The organism is Klebsiella sp. GG_Kp173 (genome assembly GCF_040062415.1).
GTDB lineage: Bacteria > Pseudomonadota > Gammaproteobacteria > Enterobacterales > Enterobacteriaceae > Klebsiella > Klebsiella quasipneumoniae.
Genome location: NZ_JBEAFZ010000004.1, coordinates 139,730 through 159,125 on the forward strand (window position 1 = coordinate 139,730; position 19,396 = coordinate 159,125).

General features: G+C 56.1%; 16 protein-coding genes and 1 pseudogene. 6 read left to right on the forward strand and 11 right to left on the reverse strand.

The genetic code is table 11. From position 1 onward, the window contains the following. Position 1: 1 nt before the first annotated feature. The 11 genes from mraY to leuO all read right to left on the reverse strand — a co-directional run bounded on the left by mraY (position 2) and on the right by leuO (position 12,860). Positions 2–1,084 (reverse strand): phospho-N-acetylmuramoyl-pentapeptide-transferase, encoded by a 1,083-nt coding sequence (gene mraY / locus ABLU50_RS04810; protein WP_004204335.1) that lies wholly within the window; start codon positions 1,082–1,084, stop codon positions 2–4. Continuing rightward, entirely contained in the window at positions 1,078–2,436 is a 1,359-nt protein-coding gene (gene murF, locus ABLU50_RS04815) for a UDP-N-acetylmuramoyl-tripeptide--D-alanyl-D-alanine ligase (protein ID WP_087833108.1), read from the reverse strand. Before murF ends, mraY begins: the two co-directional genes overlap by 7 nt. After that, the gene (gene murE, locus ABLU50_RS04820; protein WP_087833109.1) at positions 2,433–3,920 is read right to left on the reverse strand and encodes a UDP-N-acetylmuramoyl-L-alanyl-D-glutamate--2,6-diaminopimelate ligase; all 1,488 of its coding nucleotides are present in this window, start codon (positions 3,918–3,920) and stop codon (positions 2,433–2,435) included. The genes murF and murE overlap by 4 nt, the downstream gene beginning before the upstream one ends. Continuing rightward, entirely contained in the window at positions 3,907–5,673 is a 1,767-nt protein-coding gene (locus ABLU50_RS04825) for a peptidoglycan glycosyltransferase FtsI (protein WP_004204330.1), read from the reverse strand. Before ABLU50_RS04825 ends, murE begins: the two co-directional genes overlap by 14 nt. 15 nt (positions 5,674–5,688) lie before the next feature. Beyond that, on the reverse strand, positions 5,689–6,054 hold the full coding sequence (ftsL, locus tag ABLU50_RS04830; protein WP_002888550.1) for a cell division protein FtsL: 366 nt from the start codon (positions 6,052–6,054) through the stop codon (positions 5,689–5,691). Beyond that, entirely contained in the window at positions 6,051–6,992 is a 942-nt protein-coding gene (rsmH, locus tag ABLU50_RS04835; protein WP_017901189.1) for a 16S rRNA (cytosine(1402)-N(4))-methyltransferase RsmH, read from the reverse strand. The genes ftsL and rsmH overlap by 4 nt, the downstream gene beginning before the upstream one ends. Before the next feature lie 2 nt (positions 6,993–6,994). Then, positions 6,995–7,453, reverse strand: a complete 459-nt coding sequence (mraZ, locus tag ABLU50_RS04840) for a division/cell wall cluster transcriptional repressor MraZ (RefSeq protein ID WP_004204327.1) — start codon at positions 7,451–7,453, stop codon at positions 6,995–6,997. Between the two features lie 640 nt (positions 7,454–8,093). Continuing rightward, positions 8,094–9,098, reverse strand: coding sequence for a catabolite repressor/activator (gene cra, locus ABLU50_RS04845; RefSeq protein WP_004145952.1), 1,005 nt, complete (start codon positions 9,096–9,098; stop codon positions 8,094–8,096). 180 nt (positions 9,099–9,278) lie between these two features. Next, positions 9,279–9,770: an acetolactate synthase small subunit gene (ilvN, locus tag ABLU50_RS04850; protein ID WP_002888536.1), complete on the reverse strand. Its 492-nt coding sequence runs from the start codon at positions 9,768–9,770 to the stop codon at positions 9,279–9,281. Positions 9,771–9,772: 2 nt separating this feature from the next. Beyond that, complete coding sequence (ilvI, locus tag ABLU50_RS04855; protein ID WP_017901190.1) at positions 9,773–11,497, reverse strand: acetolactate synthase 3 large subunit; 1,725 nt, start codon at positions 11,495–11,497, stop codon at positions 9,773–9,775. Between the two features lie 394 nt (positions 11,498–11,891). Further along, positions 11,892–12,860: a transcriptional regulator LeuO gene (gene leuO / locus ABLU50_RS04860; RefSeq protein WP_072140386.1), complete on the reverse strand. Its 969-nt coding sequence runs from the start codon at positions 12,858–12,860 to the stop codon at positions 11,892–11,894. A 614-nt stretch (positions 12,861–13,474) separates the two neighbouring features. Between leuO and leuL the strand changes: the two genes are divergently transcribed. The 6 genes and pseudogenes from leuL to ABLU50_RS04890 all read left to right on the forward strand — a co-directional run. After that, positions 13,475–13,561 (forward strand): leu operon leader peptide, encoded by an 87-nt coding sequence (gene leuL, locus ABLU50_RS04865; RefSeq protein ID WP_017901192.1) that lies wholly within the window; start codon positions 13,475–13,477, stop codon positions 13,559–13,561. A gap of 95 nt (positions 13,562–13,656) precedes the next feature. Continuing rightward, positions 13,657–15,228: a 2-isopropylmalate synthase gene (gene leuA / locus ABLU50_RS04870; protein ID WP_004204323.1), complete on the forward strand. Its 1,572-nt coding sequence runs from the start codon at positions 13,657–13,659 to the stop codon at positions 15,226–15,228. Then, entirely contained in the window at positions 15,228–16,319 is a 1,092-nt protein-coding gene (leuB, locus tag ABLU50_RS04875) for a 3-isopropylmalate dehydrogenase (protein WP_004204322.1), read from the forward strand. The genes leuA and leuB overlap by 1 nt, the downstream gene beginning before the upstream one ends. Before the next feature lie 2 nt (positions 16,320–16,321). After that, a complete protein-coding gene (gene leuC, locus ABLU50_RS04880; RefSeq protein WP_004177417.1) occupies positions 16,322–17,722 on the forward strand; it encodes a 3-isopropylmalate dehydratase large subunit in 1,401 nt (466 codons plus the stop codon). Between the two features lie 10 nt (positions 17,723–17,732). Continuing rightward, positions 17,733–18,338 (forward strand): 3-isopropylmalate dehydratase small subunit, encoded by a 606-nt coding sequence (leuD, locus tag ABLU50_RS04885; RefSeq protein WP_057213395.1) that lies wholly within the window; start codon positions 17,733–17,735, stop codon positions 18,336–18,338. A 397-nt stretch (positions 18,339–18,735) separates the two neighbouring features. Continuing rightward, a pseudogene (locus tag ABLU50_RS04890) lies at positions 18,736–19,344 on the forward strand (NADH:flavin oxidoreductase); the annotation flags it as partial. Positions 19,345–19,396 lie beyond the last annotated feature (52 nt).

A 19,396-nucleotide genomic window follows, 5' to 3' on the forward strand; every position in this document is an offset into this window, starting at 1 on the left:
ATTAACGTACCTTCAGCGTCGCCAGGCCAATCAGCACCAGCATCAGCGAAATAATCCAGAAGCGCACGATAACGCGCGGCTCCGGCCAGCCTTTCAGTTCATAGTGGTGGTGGATCGGCGCCATGCGGAAGATACGCTGACCGCGCAGCTTAAAGGAGCCAACCTGCAGGATCACCGACAGGGTCTCCACCACGAAAACGCCGCCCATAATCACCAGCAGGAATTCCTGACGCAGCAGCACGGCGATAATGCCCAGCGCGCCGCCGAGCGCCAGCGAACCGACGTCGCCCATAAAGACCTGCGCCGGGTAGGTGTTAAACCACAGAAAGCCCAGCCCCGCGCCGACGATCGCCGTACAGACGATCACCAGTTCGCCGGCGTGGCGCAGATAAGGAATGTGCAGGTAGTTGGCGAAATTCATGTTACCGGTCGCCCACGCCACCAGCGCAAAACCCGCCGCGACGAAGACGGTGGGCATGATCGCCAGGCCGTCGAGACCGTCGGTCAGGTTAACCGCGTTGCCGGTGCCGACGATCACGAAGTAGGCCAGCAGGATATAGAACAGCCCCAGCTGCGGCATGACGTCTTTAAAGAACGGCACCACCAGCTCGGTCGCCGGGGTGTCTTTCCCCGCCAGATACAGGGCAAAGGCGACCCCAAGGGCAATCACCGACATCCAGAAGTACTTCCAGCGGGCGATCAGGCCTTTGGTGTCTTTGCGCACCACTTTACGGTAGTCATCAACGAAGCCGATGATGCCGTAGCCGATCAGCACCGTCAGCACACACCAGACATACGGGTTGGACGGGTAAGCCCACAGCAGCACCGACACGGTGATCGCGGTGAGGATCATGATCCCCCCCATGGTCGGGGTACCGCGCTTACTGAAATGAGACTCCGGACCGTCGTTACGAACCACCTGGCCGAAGGAGAGTTTTTGCAGACGGGCGATCATGCGCGGGCCCATCCACAGAGAGATGAACAGCGCGGTCAGCAGGCTGACGATGGCGCGAAACGTCAGATACGAAAAGACGTTAAAGCCGGAATAATATTTGACCAAATGTTCGGCCAGCCATACTAACATGTCCCAGTCTCCTGTAATGCGCGTACTACCTCTTCCATGGCGGCACTACGTGAACCCTTCACTAAAATGGTCATTATCATATGCTCAGCCAGCAGCTCGCGCAGGCGAGCCACCACGGCGGCTTTATCGTTAAAATGTTCGCCCACGCCGCTGGCGTGGCTGATATCCGCGCTCAAGGCGCCGACGCTGAGAACGCGATCCAGGCCTGCCGCTTTCGCCGCTTCGCCGACTTCACGGTGGCAAGCCGCGCTTTCCGCGCCAAGTTCGGCCATATCGCCGACCACCATCGTCCGGAAGCCGGGCATCTCTGACAGGACCTGCACCGCCGCGGTCATCGAACCGACGTTAGCGTTATAGGAGTCATCCAGCAGCAGCTGGCTCTCGGTCAGGCGGATCGGGAACAGACGTCCCGGAACGGCCTGCAGCTGCGCCAGACCGGCTTTCACCGCCGCCAGATCGGCGCCTACCGCCATCGCCAGCGAGGTCGCCGCCAGCGCGTTAGCGATGTTGTGGCGTCCCGGCAGCGGCAGCAGTACATCAACGTTACCGGTTGGAGTCTGCAGCGTAAATTCGGTGCCGTGGCTGGTGATCTGCACGTTAGTCGCAGTGAAATCGCTGTTGGCCGCATTCGGTGAGAAGCGCCACACTTTGCGATCGCCAATCACTGCCTGCCAGTTCAGCCAGTCGTTGTTGTCGGCATTGAGAATGGCGATGCCGTTTTCCGGCAGACCGGTATAGATTTCGCCCTTCGCCTTCGCCACGCCCGCCAGCGAGCCGAAACCTTCAAGGTGCGCGGCGGCAAGGTTGTTGACCAGCGCCGCTTCAGGACGCGTCAGGCTGACGGTCCAGGCGATTTCGCCCTGGTGGTTGGCGCCGAGCTCAATCACCGCGTACTGATGTTCTTTGGTCAGACGCAGCAGAGTCATCGGTACGCCGATATCGTTGTTCAGGTTGCCGGCGGTATACAGCGTGTTGCCGCACTGGCTGAGGATCGCCGCGGTCATCTCTTTGACCGAGGTTTTACCTGACGAGCCGGTTAGGGCGACGACGCGGGTCGGCACCTGCTGACGGACCCAGGCGGCTAACTCGCCGAAAGCCTGCCGGGTATCTTTCACGATCACCTGCGGGAGATCGCAGGCCAGCGGACGGCTCACCAGCAGCGCGCCGGCGCCTGCCGCTTTCGCCTGTTCGGCAAAATCATGGGCGTCGAAACGCTCGCCTTTTAGCGCCACAAACAGGCAGCCCGCTGTGACTTTACGGGTGTCGGTGGTCACCTCATCGATAGCGATATCGCTACCCTGCCGTTCGCCATGGGCGATCGCGGCGAGCTGGCTTAACGTAAAGCGAATCATGCTACCGCTCCCAGCAGACGCGCGACGGTGACGCGGTCGGAATAATCCAGACGACGGTTACCGACGATCTGGTAATCTTCATGGCCTTTACCCGCCACCAGCACCACGTCGTTCTCCTGCGCCTGCATCACGGCGTTGGTCACCGCTTCCGCACGGCCTTCCATCACTTTTGCATGACCTGCATCGAGCATGCCGGCCAGAATATCGTTGATAATCGCCCGCGGTTCTTCGGTACGCGGGTTGTCGTCAGTGACGACCACGATATCGGCGAACTCTTCTGCAATCGCCCCCATCAGCGGACGCTTGCCTTTGTCACGGTCTCCGCCGCAGCCGAAGACGCACCACAGCTTGCCGCTGCAGTGCAGGCGCGCGGCCCGCAGTGCTTTTTCCAGTGCGTCAGGGGTATGGGCATAATCCACCACCACCGCCGGTTTACCGGGCGCGCTGAACACTTCCATACGGCCGCATACCGGCTGTAAACGCGCCGCAGTTTTCAGCAGATCGGCCAGCGGATAGCCCAGCGCCAGCAGCGTGGCCAGCGCCAACAGGAGGTTGCTAACGTTAAAGGCGCCCATCAGGCGGCTTTCGATTTCACCGTTGCCCCAGCTGGAGTCAAACTGGATGGTGGCGCCGCTGTCGTGATAGTTGACCGCGGTGGCCTTCAGCCAGCGGCCGTGGCAGTTCGGATTGATATGATCTTCCATCGACACCGCCACCGCGTCCGGCAGCTTCGCCAGCCAGCGACGACCGACTTCATCGTCAGCGTTGACGATGGCCTGACCGCAATGGTGGGTGGAGTACAGCAGCCATTTTGCCGCTTCGTAGTGCGCCATGTCGCCATGGTAGTCGAGGTGGTCGCGGCTCAGGTTGGTAAATACCGAGGCGGCAAACTGCAGGGCCGCCACGCGGTGCTGCACCAGCCCGTGGGAAGAGACTTCCATCGCGCCGAAGGTTGCACCCTGCTCGACCAGGCCGGAAAGCACGTGCTGAACATCGACCGCAGAACCGGTGGTGTTTTCGCTCGGCACCACTTTATCCAGCAGGCCGTTGCCGACGGTCCCCATCACCGCGCTGGTTTCGCCGAGCAGTTTCGCCCATTGCGCCAGAAGCTGGGTGGTGGTGGTTTTGCCGTTGGTACCGGTCACGCCCACCAGACGCAGTTGCTGCGACGGCTGATGATAAAAACGCCCGGCCAGCGCCGATAAGCGTTCGTTAAGCTGGCTCAGGTAGATAACCGGCACGCCGTGCATTTCACGGATCTCACCGTCTTTAGCTTCGCCCTGGGCTTCAGCAATAATGGCAGCCACACCTTGCGCTATCGCCTGCGGGATATAACGACGCCCGTCCGCCTGATGACCCTGTACCGCGATAAAGAGATCGCCGGAAGCAGCCACCCGGCTGTCCAGCGTCATCTCTCGCAGAATGCGCTCCGGTGCGTTTGGCACCCATGGAGCGAGAAGGTCGCGCAAATTACGATCTGCCACCTGTTCCCTCGCCTTGATTAATTACAAATTCACTTTTTTCGCCCGTTGCCAGCGCATCAGGCTCGATGTTCATGGTGCGCAATACGCCGCCCATGATGGCACCGAACACCGGCGCGGAAACGGCACCACCGTAGTATTTACCTGCCTGCGGGTCGTTGATCACCACCACCAGCGCAAAGCGCGGATGGCTGGCGGGCGCAACGCCTGCGGTGTAAGCAATATATTTATTGATGTAGCGGCCATCCGGCCCCACTTTTTTCGCCGTACCGGTTTTAATCGCGATGCGATAGCCTTTGATCGCCGCCTTCACGCCGCCGCCGCCAGGCAGCGCCACGCTTTCCATCATATGAACGACGGTACGAACGAGTGATTCCGGGAAGACACGTTCGCCCGGAACCGGTGGATCAACTTTGGTAATCGACAGCGGGCGATAGATGCCGTAGCTGCCAATCGTTGCGTAGACTCGCGCTAACTGTAACGGGGTTACCATTAGCCCGTAGCCGAAAGAAAAGGTGGCCCTCTCTATGTCAGACCACCGTTGTTTTTGAGGATATAAGCCACTGCGTTCTCCGACCAACCCCAAATTGGTCGCCTTTCCAAGCCCAAAACGTGAGTAAGTATCTACTAACGCTGAGGACGGCATCGCTAACGCCAGCTTAGAAACACCGACGTTACTCGACTTCTGTAGCACCCCGGTCAGGGTCAATTCGCTGTAGCGCGCCACGTCTTTAATTTCGTGGCCGTTAATTCGATAAGGCACGGTATTGAGCACGGTATTTTCGTTGACGATACCGCGCTGCAGCGCCGTCATCACCACCATCGGCTTCACCGTCGAACCCGGTTCGAACACGTCGGTGATGGCGCGGTTACGCATGGTGTCTTTCGCCGTGCCGGCAAAGTTGTTTGGGTTGTAGGACGGGCTGTTGGCCATCGCCAGCACTTCGCCGGTGTTCACGTCCACTAACACCGCGCTGCCGGACTCGGCTTTGTTAAAGGCCACGGCGTTGTTCAGCTCACGATAGACCAGCGCCTGCAGGCGCTCGTCGATGCTCAGCGCCAGGTTGTGCGCCGCCTGGCTGTCGGTGGAAGAGATGTCTTCAATTACCCGGCCATAGCGGTCTTTACGCACGATACGCTCGCCCGGCTGGCCGGTAAGCCATTTATCAAAGCTCTTTTCGACCCCTTCAATCCCCTGGCTGTCGACGTTGGTAAAGCCGATGAGGTGAGCGGTCACTTCCCCGGAAGGATAGTAACGACGGGATTCTTCACGCAGATGAATGCCCGGCAGCTTCAGTTTTTTGATGTAGTCGGCCATGTCAGGGTTAACCTGACGCGCCAGATAGATGAAACGCATCCGCGGATTGGTATTGATGCGCGTCGCCAGCTGATCCAGCGGCATATTGAGGGCATCCGCCAGCGCCTTCCAGCGCGTATCCAGGGTTACCCCGCCGGCATCATGAAGTTCTTTTGGATCGGCCCAGATAGCCTTCACCGGCACGCTGACCGCCAGCGGACGACCGGAGCGGTCGGTAATCATCCCGCGCGCGGTGGATACTTCCTGTACGCGCAGAGAACGCATATCGCCCTGGCGCACCAGCATGTCCGGGCTGACCACTTGTAGCCAGGCAACCCGCCCCAGCAGAAAAGCCAGCGCCAGTAGAATACAGCCGCACAGCAACGCAAAACGCCAACTGATAAAGTTGGCCTGTTCTTCCTGACGTTTTGCTTTAGGCGTTTTTGGCGCTGCTTTCATCCGTCGCAATAATCCTTATTTCTGTACAACGATATTTTCTTGGGATGGATCGACGTGCTGCATCTGCAACTTCTCGGTCGCGATCCGCTCAACCCGACTGTGATCGCCGAGCGCGTTCTCTTCGAGGATCAGGTTGCGCCATTCAATGTCCAGGGCGTCGCGTTCCAGAACCAGTTGTTCACGCTGCGCGGTCAGCAGGCGCGTGTGGTGCGCGGTGGTGACCACGGTAATCGCCGTAATAATGATGCAAATGAACAGGCAGAGTGGCAGTTTCCCAAACCGCAGAAGGTCGTCCCCGATCACGCCAGGCAAAGCATGGCGCTCGTTGCTTCCAATCGACCCTTTAACCTTGCTTAAGGCCTCTGTCACTCTGCCGATCATGCGTTCGTCCTCTCTGCAATACGCAGCACTGAACTACGGGCGCGTGGATTCTCTGCCACCTCTTCTTCGCCCGGCATCAACTTGCCTAGTGCTCGTAACTCACGGCCGCCCAGTTTTTTGAGCTGCGATTCGGTCATCGGTATTCCCGCCGGAACCTGCGGACCGCGGCTTTGCTCGCGCATAAAGCGCTTTACAATGCGATCTTCCAGCGAATGAAAACTAATGATCGACAGCCGCCCGCCCGGGGCCAGCACGCTGAGCGAGCTTTTTAGCGCCTGCTCTATCTCCTCCAGTTCACTGTTTACCCAAATGCGCACCGCCTGGAAGGTACGGGTCGCGGGATGTTTGTGCTTATCTTTTACCGGCATAGCCGCGGCGATGACCTCCGCCAGCTCTTTGGTGCGAGTCATCGGTGCAATGCGATTACGTTCGACGATCGCGCGGGCGATCCGTTTGCCGAAACGCTCTTCGCCGAAGGTTTTAATCACCCAGGCGATATCCGCTTCTTCAGCGGTCTGCAACCATTCGGCCGCAGACTGACCGCGCGTCGGATCCATGCGCATATCCAGCGGTCCGTCGCGCATAAAGGAAAAACCGCGTTCCGCATCGTCAAGCTGTGGGGAAGAGACGCCGAGATCGAGCAGAATGCCGTCGATCTTACCGGTAAGATTGCGCTCGCCGACATAATCAGCAAGCTGTGAAAATGGACCATGTACGATGGAAAAGCGGGGATCATCGATGGTTTGCGCGACGGCAATCGCCTGTGGATCGCGATCGATTGCCAGCAAGCGTCCTTCCGCTCCCAGCCGGGAGAGGATCAGGCGCGAGTGACCGCCGCGACCAAAGGTACCATCAATATAGATACCGTCTGGACGAATATTGAGGCCGTTGACGGCTTCATCCAGAAGTACCGTAGTGTGTTTAAAATTTTCCATCATTTTTATAAAGACAAATCCTGCAGGCGCTCCGACAGTTCACCGGTCGCGGACTGCTCAGCGTCGATATCTTCCTTGACCCGTTGATACCAGGTCGTTTCGTCCCACAGTTCAAATTTATTAAACTGCCCGACCAGCATCACTTCTTTTGTCAGCCCGGCATGCTGCCGTAACACCGGCGCAATCAGCAAGCGACCGGCATTATCCATCTGACATTCGCTGGCATGACCCAGAAGCAAACGCTGTACGCGCCGCTCAACGGGATTCATGCTCGATAAACGCGACAATTTCTGCTCGATGACTTCCCATTCAGGCAATGGATAAAGCAGCAGGCACGGGTGATGAATGTCAATGGTGCATACCAATTGACCGGCAGCGTCCTCGATCAGCCCATCGCGATAACGCGTTGGCACGGCCAGGCGGCCTTTGCTGTCGAGATTGACTAACGTTGCTCCACGGAACATGCCAGCCTCACCCCTTTTCGCCACTTTATCCCACAAATTCCCACCAGAAGGAGTTTACGGAGCGGAGGAAAAGCTTGTCAAGCCAGCACGAATGCCAACGGAGCTCAAAAACCCATTATTTACAGCCGACATTAGCCCTGATGAAAAAATCATCAACAGGCGAGGCAAATTAACGTTATGAATACGTGTAAGAAAATAACCAACAAACTCGTAACAGTTATAAACAACAAAATATCTTCGGCGGGAAAATATAAAGTGTCAGTTTGCGACGCGAGCGGCATTTTAGGCCATTATGCCGGCCGTTAACAGTACCTGTTGCTGCCTGAGGGGTGGACCAGGCGCGGGATAAGGCAGGGGAGAACGGTAGTGGCGAACAAAATGGGTGTTAATTCAGCAATTAACCTGGTGAATGTAACAAAATAATACAATTAAAGCCTGCACAATCATTTTTTGTGTCCCGTTTTGAGTCACAAAACGATTGCCAGGGAATAAAACAAAATAACGCGTAAAGAAGTTTAGGGATTTGTCTGAAATATATTCAGTTTTGCATTCTGGACGTCAGTTGCCTGATTTATCGCCAGCGGCCTGCTCTCTGGCAGGCCTGCCAGGAATAATCCTGGATGCTGACGATATTGCGCCCTTAACGGCGATTCAGGCTGCCGCGGCGATAAAGATTACGACGAATACGGCTGAGGCCTGGCTTCGGCTTGCGCGGTTCATCGAGGCTAGCGAGGACGATCTCGAGCACCCGCTCAGCAACATCACGATGGCGCTGGGCCACGGCCAGTACCGGACACTGCAGGAAATCGAGCAGCTCATTATCGCCGAAGGTGGCGATCGCCAGCTCGGAAGGCAGTTTACCCTCACGGCGCAGCGTCACATCCATGACGCCCTGCAGCAGCGGGAAAGAGGTGGTAAACAGCGCCTGCGGCATCGGATGGGTTTCAAGCCATTTTTCAAACAGCTGGGCCGCCGCTTCTCGCTCATAGCTGTTGGCATAGAGATAATGCACCTCACGCGGATCGTCCTGCCAGGCTTTACGGAAGCCTTGCTCGCGCAGGAAGCTCACTGACAGTTCCGGCAGCGCGCCAAGATAAAGCACCGTTTCGCCTGGAAAAGTCCGCAGCTCGGCGGCGAGCATCTCGGCGTCATCCTGATCAGCGCCGACGACGCTGGTGAAGTGCTCGCGATCAAGGGCGCGGTCGAGGGCGACAATCGGAAACGGATCGTTAGCCCAGCGCTGGTAGAAAGGGTGCTCCGGCGGCAGCGAGGTGGAAACAATGATGGCGTCCACCTGGCGCTGTAGCAGATGCTCGATACAGCGCATTTCGTTATCGGGCTGATCCTCCGAGCAGGCAATCAGCAGCTGATAGCCGCGCTGGCGCGCCTGCCGCTCCAGATAATTTGCAATGCGGGTATAGCTGGTGTTTTCCAGATCCGGGATCACCAGACCGATAGAGCGTGTGCGTCCTGCACGCAGGCCAGCAGCGACCGCATTCGGATGATAGTTGTGCTCTCGCACGACAGCCATCACCTTTTCGACCGTCTTGTCGCTTACGCGGTACTGCTTCGCTTTGCCATTAATCACATAGCTCGCGGTGGTTCTTGAAACACCGGCCAGCCGGGCGATTTCATCCAGTTTCACAATTGCCCCTTGGGTAAGAAGTGCCAAACATAACCATTATTCAGGTATGGAACCCTTTTTATAACATCTAAACGCAGAATAGTTAGCGCAGCAACCGCTTTCGCTTACAGTTCCTACTGATTTCGCAAAAAAAAAGCCCGACAGTCGCTGCCGGGCTATTTTTGCATCAATTCCCGATCCTCAGCGCATGATTTTATCACCGCGAGACAGGCCGACCACGCCGGAGCGAGCCACTTCCACGATCCGAGCGACATCGCGCAGCGAGGCCAGGAAGGCGTCGAGCTTATCGCTGGTGCCGGCGAGCTGGACGGTATAGATAGAAGGCGTCACGTCGATAATCTGTCCACGAAAGATTTCGGTGTTGCGCTTCACTTCTTCACGGCCGTAACCGCTGGCCTGGACCTTCACCAGCATGATTTCACGTTCGACATGAGCCCCCTGCCCCAGTTCGCTGACCCGCAGGACATCCACCAGCTTGTGCAGTTGCTTTTCAATCTGCTCGATCGCTTTTTCATCGCCCACGGTCTGGATGGTCATCCTGGAGAGGGTCGGATCGTCTGTCGGCGCGACAGTCAGGCTTTCTATATTATAGCCGCGCTGGGAAAAGAGGCCGATAACGCGGGACAATGCGCCCGATTCGTTTTCCAGTAATACCGATAATATCCGGCGCATAATCAGGTCCTCTCCGTTTTGCTCAACCACATTTCATCCATGCCGCCGCCGCGGATCTGCATGGGGTACACATGCTCACTGCCGTCGACGGTGACATCGACAAACACCAGCCGGCGCTGTCGCACCTGCTCCAGGGCTTCAGCAAGCTTCGTCTCCAGCTCCTGTGGCTCACTGATGCGGATGCCAACGTGGCCATAGGCTTCCGCCAGACGCACAAAGTCCGGCAGCGACTCCATATAGGACTGCGAGTGGCGCCCGGAATAGAGCATATCCTGCCACTGCTTCACCATCCCCAGATAGCGGTTGTTGAGGTTAAGCACCAGGACCGGCAGTTCATATTGCAGCGCGGTAGAAAGTTCCTGAATATTCATCTGGATACTGCCGTCACCGGTCACGCAGACGACCATTTCGTCCGGCAGAGCCATTTTGACCCCCAGCGCTGCCGGTAGGCCAAAGCCCATGGTGCCGAGACCACCGGAGTTAATCCAGCGCCGCGGTTTGTCGAAGGGGTAATAAAGGGCGGCGAACATCTGGTGCTGACCCACATCGGAAGTGACATAGGCATCGCCCTGGGTCAGTCGCCAGATCGTTTCAATCACCGCCTGCGGTTTGATCTTATCGCTCTGGTCGTCGTAGCGCAGACAATGGCGGGCGCGCCACTGCTCAATCTGCAGCCACCAGTCGCGAATATCGTCCAGCGGCTGCTGCGCCTCTTCCTGTTCCAGCAGCTCCAGCATCTGTTCCAGCACCAGCCGGGCATCGCCGACGATCGGCACATCTGCCGGCACGGTTTTCGAGATTGAGGTCGGATCGATATCAATATGCAGCACAGTCGCGTTCGGACAGTATTTGGCCAGGTTATTGGTGGTCCGATCGTCAAAGCGAACGCCGACGGCAAAAATCACGTCTGAATGGTGCATGGTCATGTTGGCTTCATAGGTGCCGTGCATGCCCAGCATCCCCAACGCCTGCGAGTGCGTCGCCGGGAAAGCGCCCAGCCCCATCAGGGAGGAGGCCACCGGCAGCTTCAGCTTTTCCACCAGTTCGCGCAGCTGTGGTTCGCATTGCGCATTGATCGCCCCGCCGCCGACGTAGACGACCGGCTTACTCGCCGCCACCAGGGTCTGCAGGGCGCGTTTAATCTGGCCTTTATGGCCGCTGGTCGTCGGGTTATACGAGCGCATGCTGACCGCGTCTGGCCAGACGTACGGCAGTTTCTTCGCCGGATTGAGTATATCCTTCGGCAGATCGACCACCACCGGCCCGGGGCGACCGCTGGCCGCTAACCAGAAGGCTTTCTTCAGCACGCCGGGAATATCTTCGGTCTGCTTCACCAGGAAACTGTGCTTCACCACCGGGCGGGAAATCCCCACCATGTCGCACTCCTGGAAGGCATCGTAGCCGATAAGCGATGTCGCCACTTGCCCTGAGAGGATCACCAGCGGGATAGAGTCCATATAGGCCGTCGCGATACCGGTGATGGCGTTCGTCGCCCCAGGCCCTGAGGTCACCAGCACCACACCTACCTCCCCGGTCGCTCGCGCCAGACCATCCGCCATATGCACCGCCGCCTGCTCGTGGCGAACCAGCACATGATCGATACCGCCAAGGGTATGTAACGCATCATAGATATCGAGGACTGCGCCTCCGGGATAGCCGAATACTTGCTTGACGCCCTGATCGACAAGCGATTGGACGACCATCTCGGCTCCTGACAACATCTCCATGGTTTGCCTCCAGGCTTATTGTTTTACGACAGCGGAACTCAATTTCCGCGCGCTCGCACGATGCGAAGGGGTACCCCTCCGCACTGAGGTGAATGGACTGCATGCCACTACCATAACTGCTCGCCAGCAGGCAGGCAATTCGCCACGACAGGGGCTTTCTAAGTGGAATAAGAAGAAAAACAAGCGGAGAGAGGAAAATATGGTGGAATGCTTCAGAGATAAGAAAAGAGAATAGTAAATACTCGGAGAAAAGGCGCGATAGCAGGAATTGATCCATTTTTTGTTAACGGGAGGAGAGCAACTGAAAGAGTAAACAGCATAAAATTCTGCATTCTTGTAATTCAATCATATAAAAAAAGGAGCCGAAGCCCCTTTCATGATCATTGCCATCGGCTCAGCGCTGACAAATATCCACCAGCAGCTCTTCCATCCACTGATGGCCTTTATCGCGACCCGCCGCTTCGTGCCAGGAGAGATAGCAGGTCCGGCTATTCACCTTCAGCGGTAGAGGTAATATTTGCAGCGCTAACTTATCGGCAAACTCATTTGCCAACCAGCGCGGCGCAATGGCCACCATCTGTGTTTGTGACACCACGTTTAATACGCTGACCATCGCATTACCTTGATATGCGATGCGCGCTTGTTTATCGGCCGTGTCATACCACGGCAGACTGAATGAGGCATACCGATCGAGAGCCACCGCGGCATGCTCCTCGCGATAAATATCAGCCTCCATCACCGGTCCGGAGATACGCGGATGGTTGCGACTGGCCACCAGAACCATTTCATCTTTGAATAGCGGCACACAGGCAAACTCAGGGCGACGGAACTCTTCATAACCGATCACAAATTCCGTTTCCTGATAACGTAGCTGATGTTCCGTATTTTGATTAAGCGCTGATTTAAAGACTAAATGAATATTGGGCGCGATTTCAGCGACTTTATTAAATATCACCGACGTCAGGATGTTATCCAGCGGGCTACAGACGCACAGATTGAAAACACGCTCACTGCTCAGTGGTTCAAAACCGGAGCCTGGCAATTCGTTTTGCACCAGCTGCAGCGCCTGGCGCACTGAGCCAAAGAGCTGATAGGCCCGCGCCGTCGGCTGAATACCGCGACCATAGCGCACAAACAGTTCATCATTAAACATCACTTTCAGACGTGAAACCGCGTTGCTCACCGCCGGTTGAGACATGCCGAGCGTATGGGCGGCACGGGTAATATTCTGTTCCTGCATAACCGCATCAAAAACGGTAAGCAGATTGAGATCAACCATCCGTAGTTGAGGTTTTACGACTTCCTGTCCGGGGGCTGATTTATATTCTGGACTTTCAATTAACATATCTAGTTCCGCCGTCACGATGAATTCCCTTTACTAAACCGCTATGATTAGCGGCGAAAATATCATTTATCATGCTAATGACATTTGCAAAATAGCAAAGGTGTATTTTAGGAATATATCAAGGCTATGAGTGGCAGTGTAAATCCGGTACCGCCGGAATAGGTGAACTGCTCAAACCATACTAGTTACTTAATGATGATGAGTTTAACCATAATTCAGAAAAATAAAAACAACACCAATGATTAACTGTAACTTAAGCAATAATAAAGCATTTTATTTTCCACCCCATAAAATTAACAACCATTTATCATTGAAAAAAGAGCCGCTAAGGGGTGGAGATATTCACACGAAAAATAAATATAATCTTTTCATTTAGATAGCGATTTTTTGCCGCCTCGCTCGCGGCGCATCGTGAGCGAAGCCTTTAATGCAAAGTACATTGTCAAATGAAACATATCCCAGTGCGCTCCCGCAGGGCCAAAAAAGGATCTTCGGCAAAAAAGGGCAAACATCAGCACAATTAGCTAATTCACGCCGTGGACCAAAAACGCTTTTTCCATGCCAGGGGTTGACTTTGAAACGGCTATCCAGTAACTCTAAAAGCATAACGATTTCATCTGGAGTTTGACGCAATGATTCGCACCACTCGTATCACCAGCCTACTACTACTAAACGCATGCCATTTGCGCGGTAGGCTGTTGGGCGACGTTCAGCGTTAAGTCATCTTCCAGCAAGACTATAAAACCCGCGCCTTGGCGCGGGTTTTTTTATGCTCGTCAACAAGGCGCCAGGACACAGACTAAGGATCCAAACCATGAGCCAGCAAGTCATTATTTTCGATACGACCTTACGTGATGGCGAACAAGCGTTACAGGCAAGCCTGAGTGTCAAAGAGAAGCTGCAGATCGCTCTGGCCCTCGAGCGCATGGGTGTTGACGTGATGGAAGTCGGTTTCCCGGTTTCTTCTCCGGGCGATTTTGAATCCGTGCAGACTATCGCGCGCACCATCAAAAACAGCCGCGTATGCGCTCTGGCGCGTTGCGTTGAGAAAGATATCGACGTGGCGGCGGAATCCTTAAAGGTGGCCGAAGCGTTCCGTATCCACACCTTCATCGCCACCTCGCCGATGCATATCGCCACCAAACTGCGCAGCACCCTGGATGAAGTCATTGAGCGAGCGGTTTATATGGTGAAGCGGGCGCGCAATTACACTAACGATGTCGAATTCTCCTGTGAAGACGCCGGCCGTACGCCAATAGCTGACCTGGCTCGCGTCGTGGAAGCAGCGATTAACGCTGGCGCCACCACCATAAATATTCCGGATACCGTCGGCTACACCATGCCGTTCGAGTACGCCAACATTATCAGCGGCCTGTATGAGCGCGTACCGAATATCGACAAAGCCATTATCTCCGTTCACACCCATGATGACCTGGGCATTGCCGTCGGCAACGCCCTCGCCGCGGTCCACGCCGGAGCTCGCCAGGTAGAAGGCGCGATGAACGGTATCGGCGAGCGCGCCGGCAACTGCGCGCTGGAAGAGGTCATCATGGCGATTAAAGTGCGCAAAGACATCATGAACGTGCACACCAATATCAACCACCATGAAATCTGGCGCACCAGCCAGACCGTCAGCCAGATCTGCAACATGCCGATCCCGGCGAACAAAGCCATCGTCGGCACCGGCGCCTTCGCACACTCCTCCGGTATCCACCAGGACGGCGTGCTGAAGAACCGCGAAAACTACGAGATCATGACCCCGGAATCCATCGGTCTGAACCAGGTGCAGTTGAACCTGACCTCCCGTTCCGGCCGCGCGGCGGTGAAACACCGGATGGAAGAGATGGGCTACCAGGAGAGCGATTACAACCTGGATCATCTGTATGACGCGTTCCTGAAGCTGGCGGACAAAAAAGGACAGGTCTTCGATTACGATCTGGAAGCGCTGGCCTTTATCAACAAGCAGCAGGAAGAGCCAGAGCATTTCCGCCTGGATTACTTCAACGTTCAGTCCGGCTCCAGCGATATCGCCACCGCCTCGATCAAACTGGTCTGCGGGGATGAGATCAAAACTGAAGCCGCCAACGGCAACGGTCCGGTCGATGCTATCTACCAGGCGATTAACCGCGTCACCAATTACAACATTGAATTAGTGAAATATGGCTTAAGCGCGAAAGGCCACGGCAAAGACGCCCTGGGCCAGGTGGATATCGTCGTTGACTACAACGGCCGCCGTTTCCACGGCGTTGGTCTGGCAACGGATATCGTAGAGTCGTCAGCCAAAGCGATGGTTCATGTGCTGAACAACATCTGGCGCGCCGCCGAAGTCGAAAAAGAATTGCAACGCAAAGCTCAGAATAAAGAGAACAATAAGGAAACCGTGTAATGTCGAAGAATTACCATATTGCCGTTTTGCCGGGTGATGGCATTGGCCCGGAAGTGATGAACCAGGCGATGAAAGTACTGGAAGCCGTGCGCCAACGTTTTGCCATGCACATTACCACCAGCCAGTACGACGTCGGCGGCGCGGCCATCGACCGCCAGGGAACTCCCCTGCCGCAGGCGACGGTCGCCGGATGCGAGCAGGCGGACGCGATCCTGTTCGGCTCCGTTGGCGGCCCGAAGTGGGAACACCTGCCGCCCGCTGAACAGCCAGAGCGCGGCGCCCTGCTGCCGCTGCGTAAACACTTCAAACTGTTCAGCAACCTGCGCCCGGCCAAACTGTATCAGGGGCTGGAAGAGTTCTGCCCGCTGCGCGCCGACATCGCCGCCAACGGCTTCGACATTCTCTGCGTTCGCGAACTGACCGGCGGCATCTACTTCGGCCAGCCGAAAGGCCGCGAAGGCAGCGGTCAGCATGAGAAAGCTTTTGATACCGAGGTGTATCACCGCTTTGAAATCGAACGAATCGCGCGCATCGCTTTTGAATCCGCCCGTAAACGTCGTCACAAAGTGACCTCCATCGATAAAGCCAACGTTCTGCAGTCCTCTATTCTGTGGCGCGAAATCGTCAGTGAGATCGGCAAAGAGTATCCGGACGTTGAGCTGGCGCATATGTATATCGATAACGCCACCATGCAGCTGATTAAAGATCCGTCTCAGTTCGACGTGCTGCTGTGCTCCAACCTGTTCGGCGACATCCTCTCCGACGAGTGCGCAATGATCACCGGCTCGATGGGTATGCTGCCGTCCGCCAGCCTTAACGAACAAGGTTTCGGCCTGTACGAGCCTGCAGGCGGCTCGGCGCCGGATATCGCTGGCAAAAATATCGCTAACCCGATCGCGCAGATCCTCTCCCTGGCGCTGCTGCTGCGCTATAGCCTTGACGCTGACGAGGCGGCGAGCGCAATTGAAAGCGCGATTAACCGCGCTCTGGAGGAAGGGGTTCGTACCGGCGACTTAGCGCGCGGCACGGCGGCGGTCAGCACTGATGAAATGGGCGATATCATTGCCCGCTATGTCGCAGAAGGGGTGTAATCATGGCGAAGACGTTATACGAAAAATTGTTTGATGCGCACGTGGTGTATGAGGCGCAAAACGAAACCCCGCTGTTGTATATCGACCGCCATCTGGTGCATGAAGTTACCTCCCCGCAGGCCTTTGACGGCCTGCGCGCCCACGGCCGCCAGGTGCGCCAGCCGGGTAAAACCTTCGCCACCATGGATCACAACGTCTCGACGCAGACCAAAGACATTAACGCGTCCGGCGAGATGGCCCGCATTCAGATGCAGGAGCTGATTAAGAACTGTAAAGAGTTCGGCGTTGAGCTGTACGACCTGAATCACCCGTACCAGGGCATCGTTCACGTAATGGGCCCGGAACAAGGGGTGACCTTGCCGGGGATGACCATTGTATGCGGCGACTCCCATACCGCCACCCACGGCGCGTTCGGCGCGCTGGCCTTCGGCATCGGCACTTCCGAAGTGGAACATGTGCTGGCGACCCAGACCCTGAAACAGGGTCGTGCGAAAACCATGAAAATCGAAGTGCAAGGCAAAGCGGCGCCGGGCATCACCGCCAAAGATATCGTGTTGGCGATCATTGGTAAAACCGGCAGCGCCGGCGGCACCGGCCACGTGGTGGAATTCTGCGGCGAAGCGATCCGCGATCTGAGCATGGAAGGTCGCATGACCCTGTGCAACATGGCGATCGAGATGGGCGCCAAAGCGGGCCTGGTCGCGCCGGATGAAACCACCTTCAATTACGTACGCGGCCGTCTGCACGCGCCGAAAGGCAAAGATTTTGACGATGCGGTGGCGTACTGGAAAACCCTGAAAACCGACGACGGCGCCACATTTGACACCGTGGTGACGCTGCAGGCGGCGGAAATTGCTCCGCAGGTGACCTGGGGCACCAACCCAGGCCAGGTGATTTCGGTCACCGATAATATCCCCGATCCTGCGTCATTCAGCGACCCGGTGGAACGCGCCAGCGCTGAGAAAGCGCTGGCCTATATGGGACTGAAATCCGGCATCCCGCTGACGGAAGTGGCTATCGATAAAGTGTTCATCGGCTCCTGTACCAACTCGCGTATCGAAGATTTGCGCGCCGCGGCGGAAATCGCCAAAGGGCGTAAAGTGGCGCCGGGCGTCCAGGCGTTGGTGGTACCGGGTTCCGGTCCGGTGAAAGCGCAAGCGGAAGCGGAAGGCCTGGATAAGATCTTTATCGAAGCCGGCTTTGAGTGGCGCTTACCGGGCTGCTCGATGTGTCTGGCGATGAACAACGACCGCCTGAACCCGGGCGAGCGCTGCGCCTCCACCAGCAACCGTAATTTTGAAGGCCGTCAGGGCCGCGGCGGACGCACGCACCTGGTGAGCCCGGCAATGGCCGCGGCGGCGGCTGTAACCGGCCATTTCGCCGATATCCGTAATCTGAAGTAAGGAGACCATCATGGCAGAGAAATTTACCCAACATACCGGCCTGGTGGTTCCGCTGGATGCTGCAAACGTCGATACCGACGCGATCATTCCCAAGCAGTTTCTGCAGAAAGTGACCCGCACCGGCTTTGGCGCGCACCTGTTCAACGACTGGCGCTTCCTCGATGATAAAGGTCAACAGCCGAACCCGGAGTTCGTGCTGAACTTTCCTGAGTACAAAGGCGCCTCTATCCTGCTGGCGCGGGAAAACTTCGGCTGCGGCTCCTCCCGCGAGCATGCGCCGTGGGCGCTGACCGATTACGGTTTTAAAGTCGTTATCGCCCCAAGCTTTGCCGATATTTTCTACGGCAACAGCTTCAACAACCAGCTGCTGCCGGTGACGCTGAGCGATGAGCAGGTCGACGAGATGTTCAGACTGGTGCAGGCCAACCCGGGCATTACGTTTGAAGTGGACCTGGAAGCGCAGGTGGTGAAAGCGGGGGATAAAACCTACAGCTTTAAGATCGACGATTTCCGTCGCCACTGCATGCTTAATGGCCTGGATAGCATCGGCCTGACGCTGCAACATGAAGCGGCGATTTCCGACTATGAGCACAAGCTGCCGGCGTTTATGAATTAAGCTTCGCGCCCGGTCATTTGGCCGGGCTTTTTAATTTATTGCGGCAGAAAATTGAGATCTCACGCACAAAAAACAATATTAATTCTTCGAACGTCAGCCCTTGACGTTGGCCTGCCCCACGCGATAAAGACGAATGATTTCGCTTTCTTCCCCCTGACCTGCGCGGTTTATGTATTAACCCTTCACTGCAAGTAAAAATAAGGTATGAGTGTTTAATATAAAAATATAACAATGTGAAAGAAGCGTTAATCTCATAGAGAACCCCTATAGCTCACAGCAAAAAAAAGCATTATTTTTCAATTTTTCCCCTCGCTATCTTTTCCCACAGAGAAATATTAACTAAGGACACGCCCGGGCCCCCGCATAGCGGCCTCCCGGCCTCCTGGGGAGAGAAGAGATGAGCCACTATCCGCACCTTTTCAGTCCGTTGACCATCAACGGCATGACGCTAAAAAACCGCATTATTATGCCCCCGATGGGCACCAATATGGCTACGCTCAATGGCGAGGTCTCGCAGGAACAGCTGGAATACTACGAACTGCGGGCCAAAGGCGGCACCGGTCTTATCACCATCGAAAATATCTGTATTGATTTCCCTTTCGCTTCCAACGGCACCACCCAACTGCGGATCGATAACGATCAATATATCCCGCGGCTGTTTAAATTAACCGAGACCCTGCATAAACACGGCGCCTGCGTATCCATTCAGTTAAATCACGCTGGCGCTTCCGCTTATGCCTACCGCCTCGAGGGTCAGACACCGCTCTCCTCCTCGACGACGCCCTCGAAAAAGCACGGTAATATTCCGCGGCCAATGACCCATGAGGAAATTTATCACGCGGTGGAAAAATTCGGGGACGCCGCAGAGCGCGTTCGTCGCGCGGGTTTTGACTGCGTCGAAATTCATGCCGGCCACTCCTATTTAATTAGCCAGTTTTTATCGCCGTTATTTAACAAACGCACCGATGAATTTGGCGGCAGCGTCGAAAACCGCACTCGAATATTAGGGAAGGTGCGAATAAGCAGGTCATTTCTTCCCAAGCTGACTCGCTGATTAA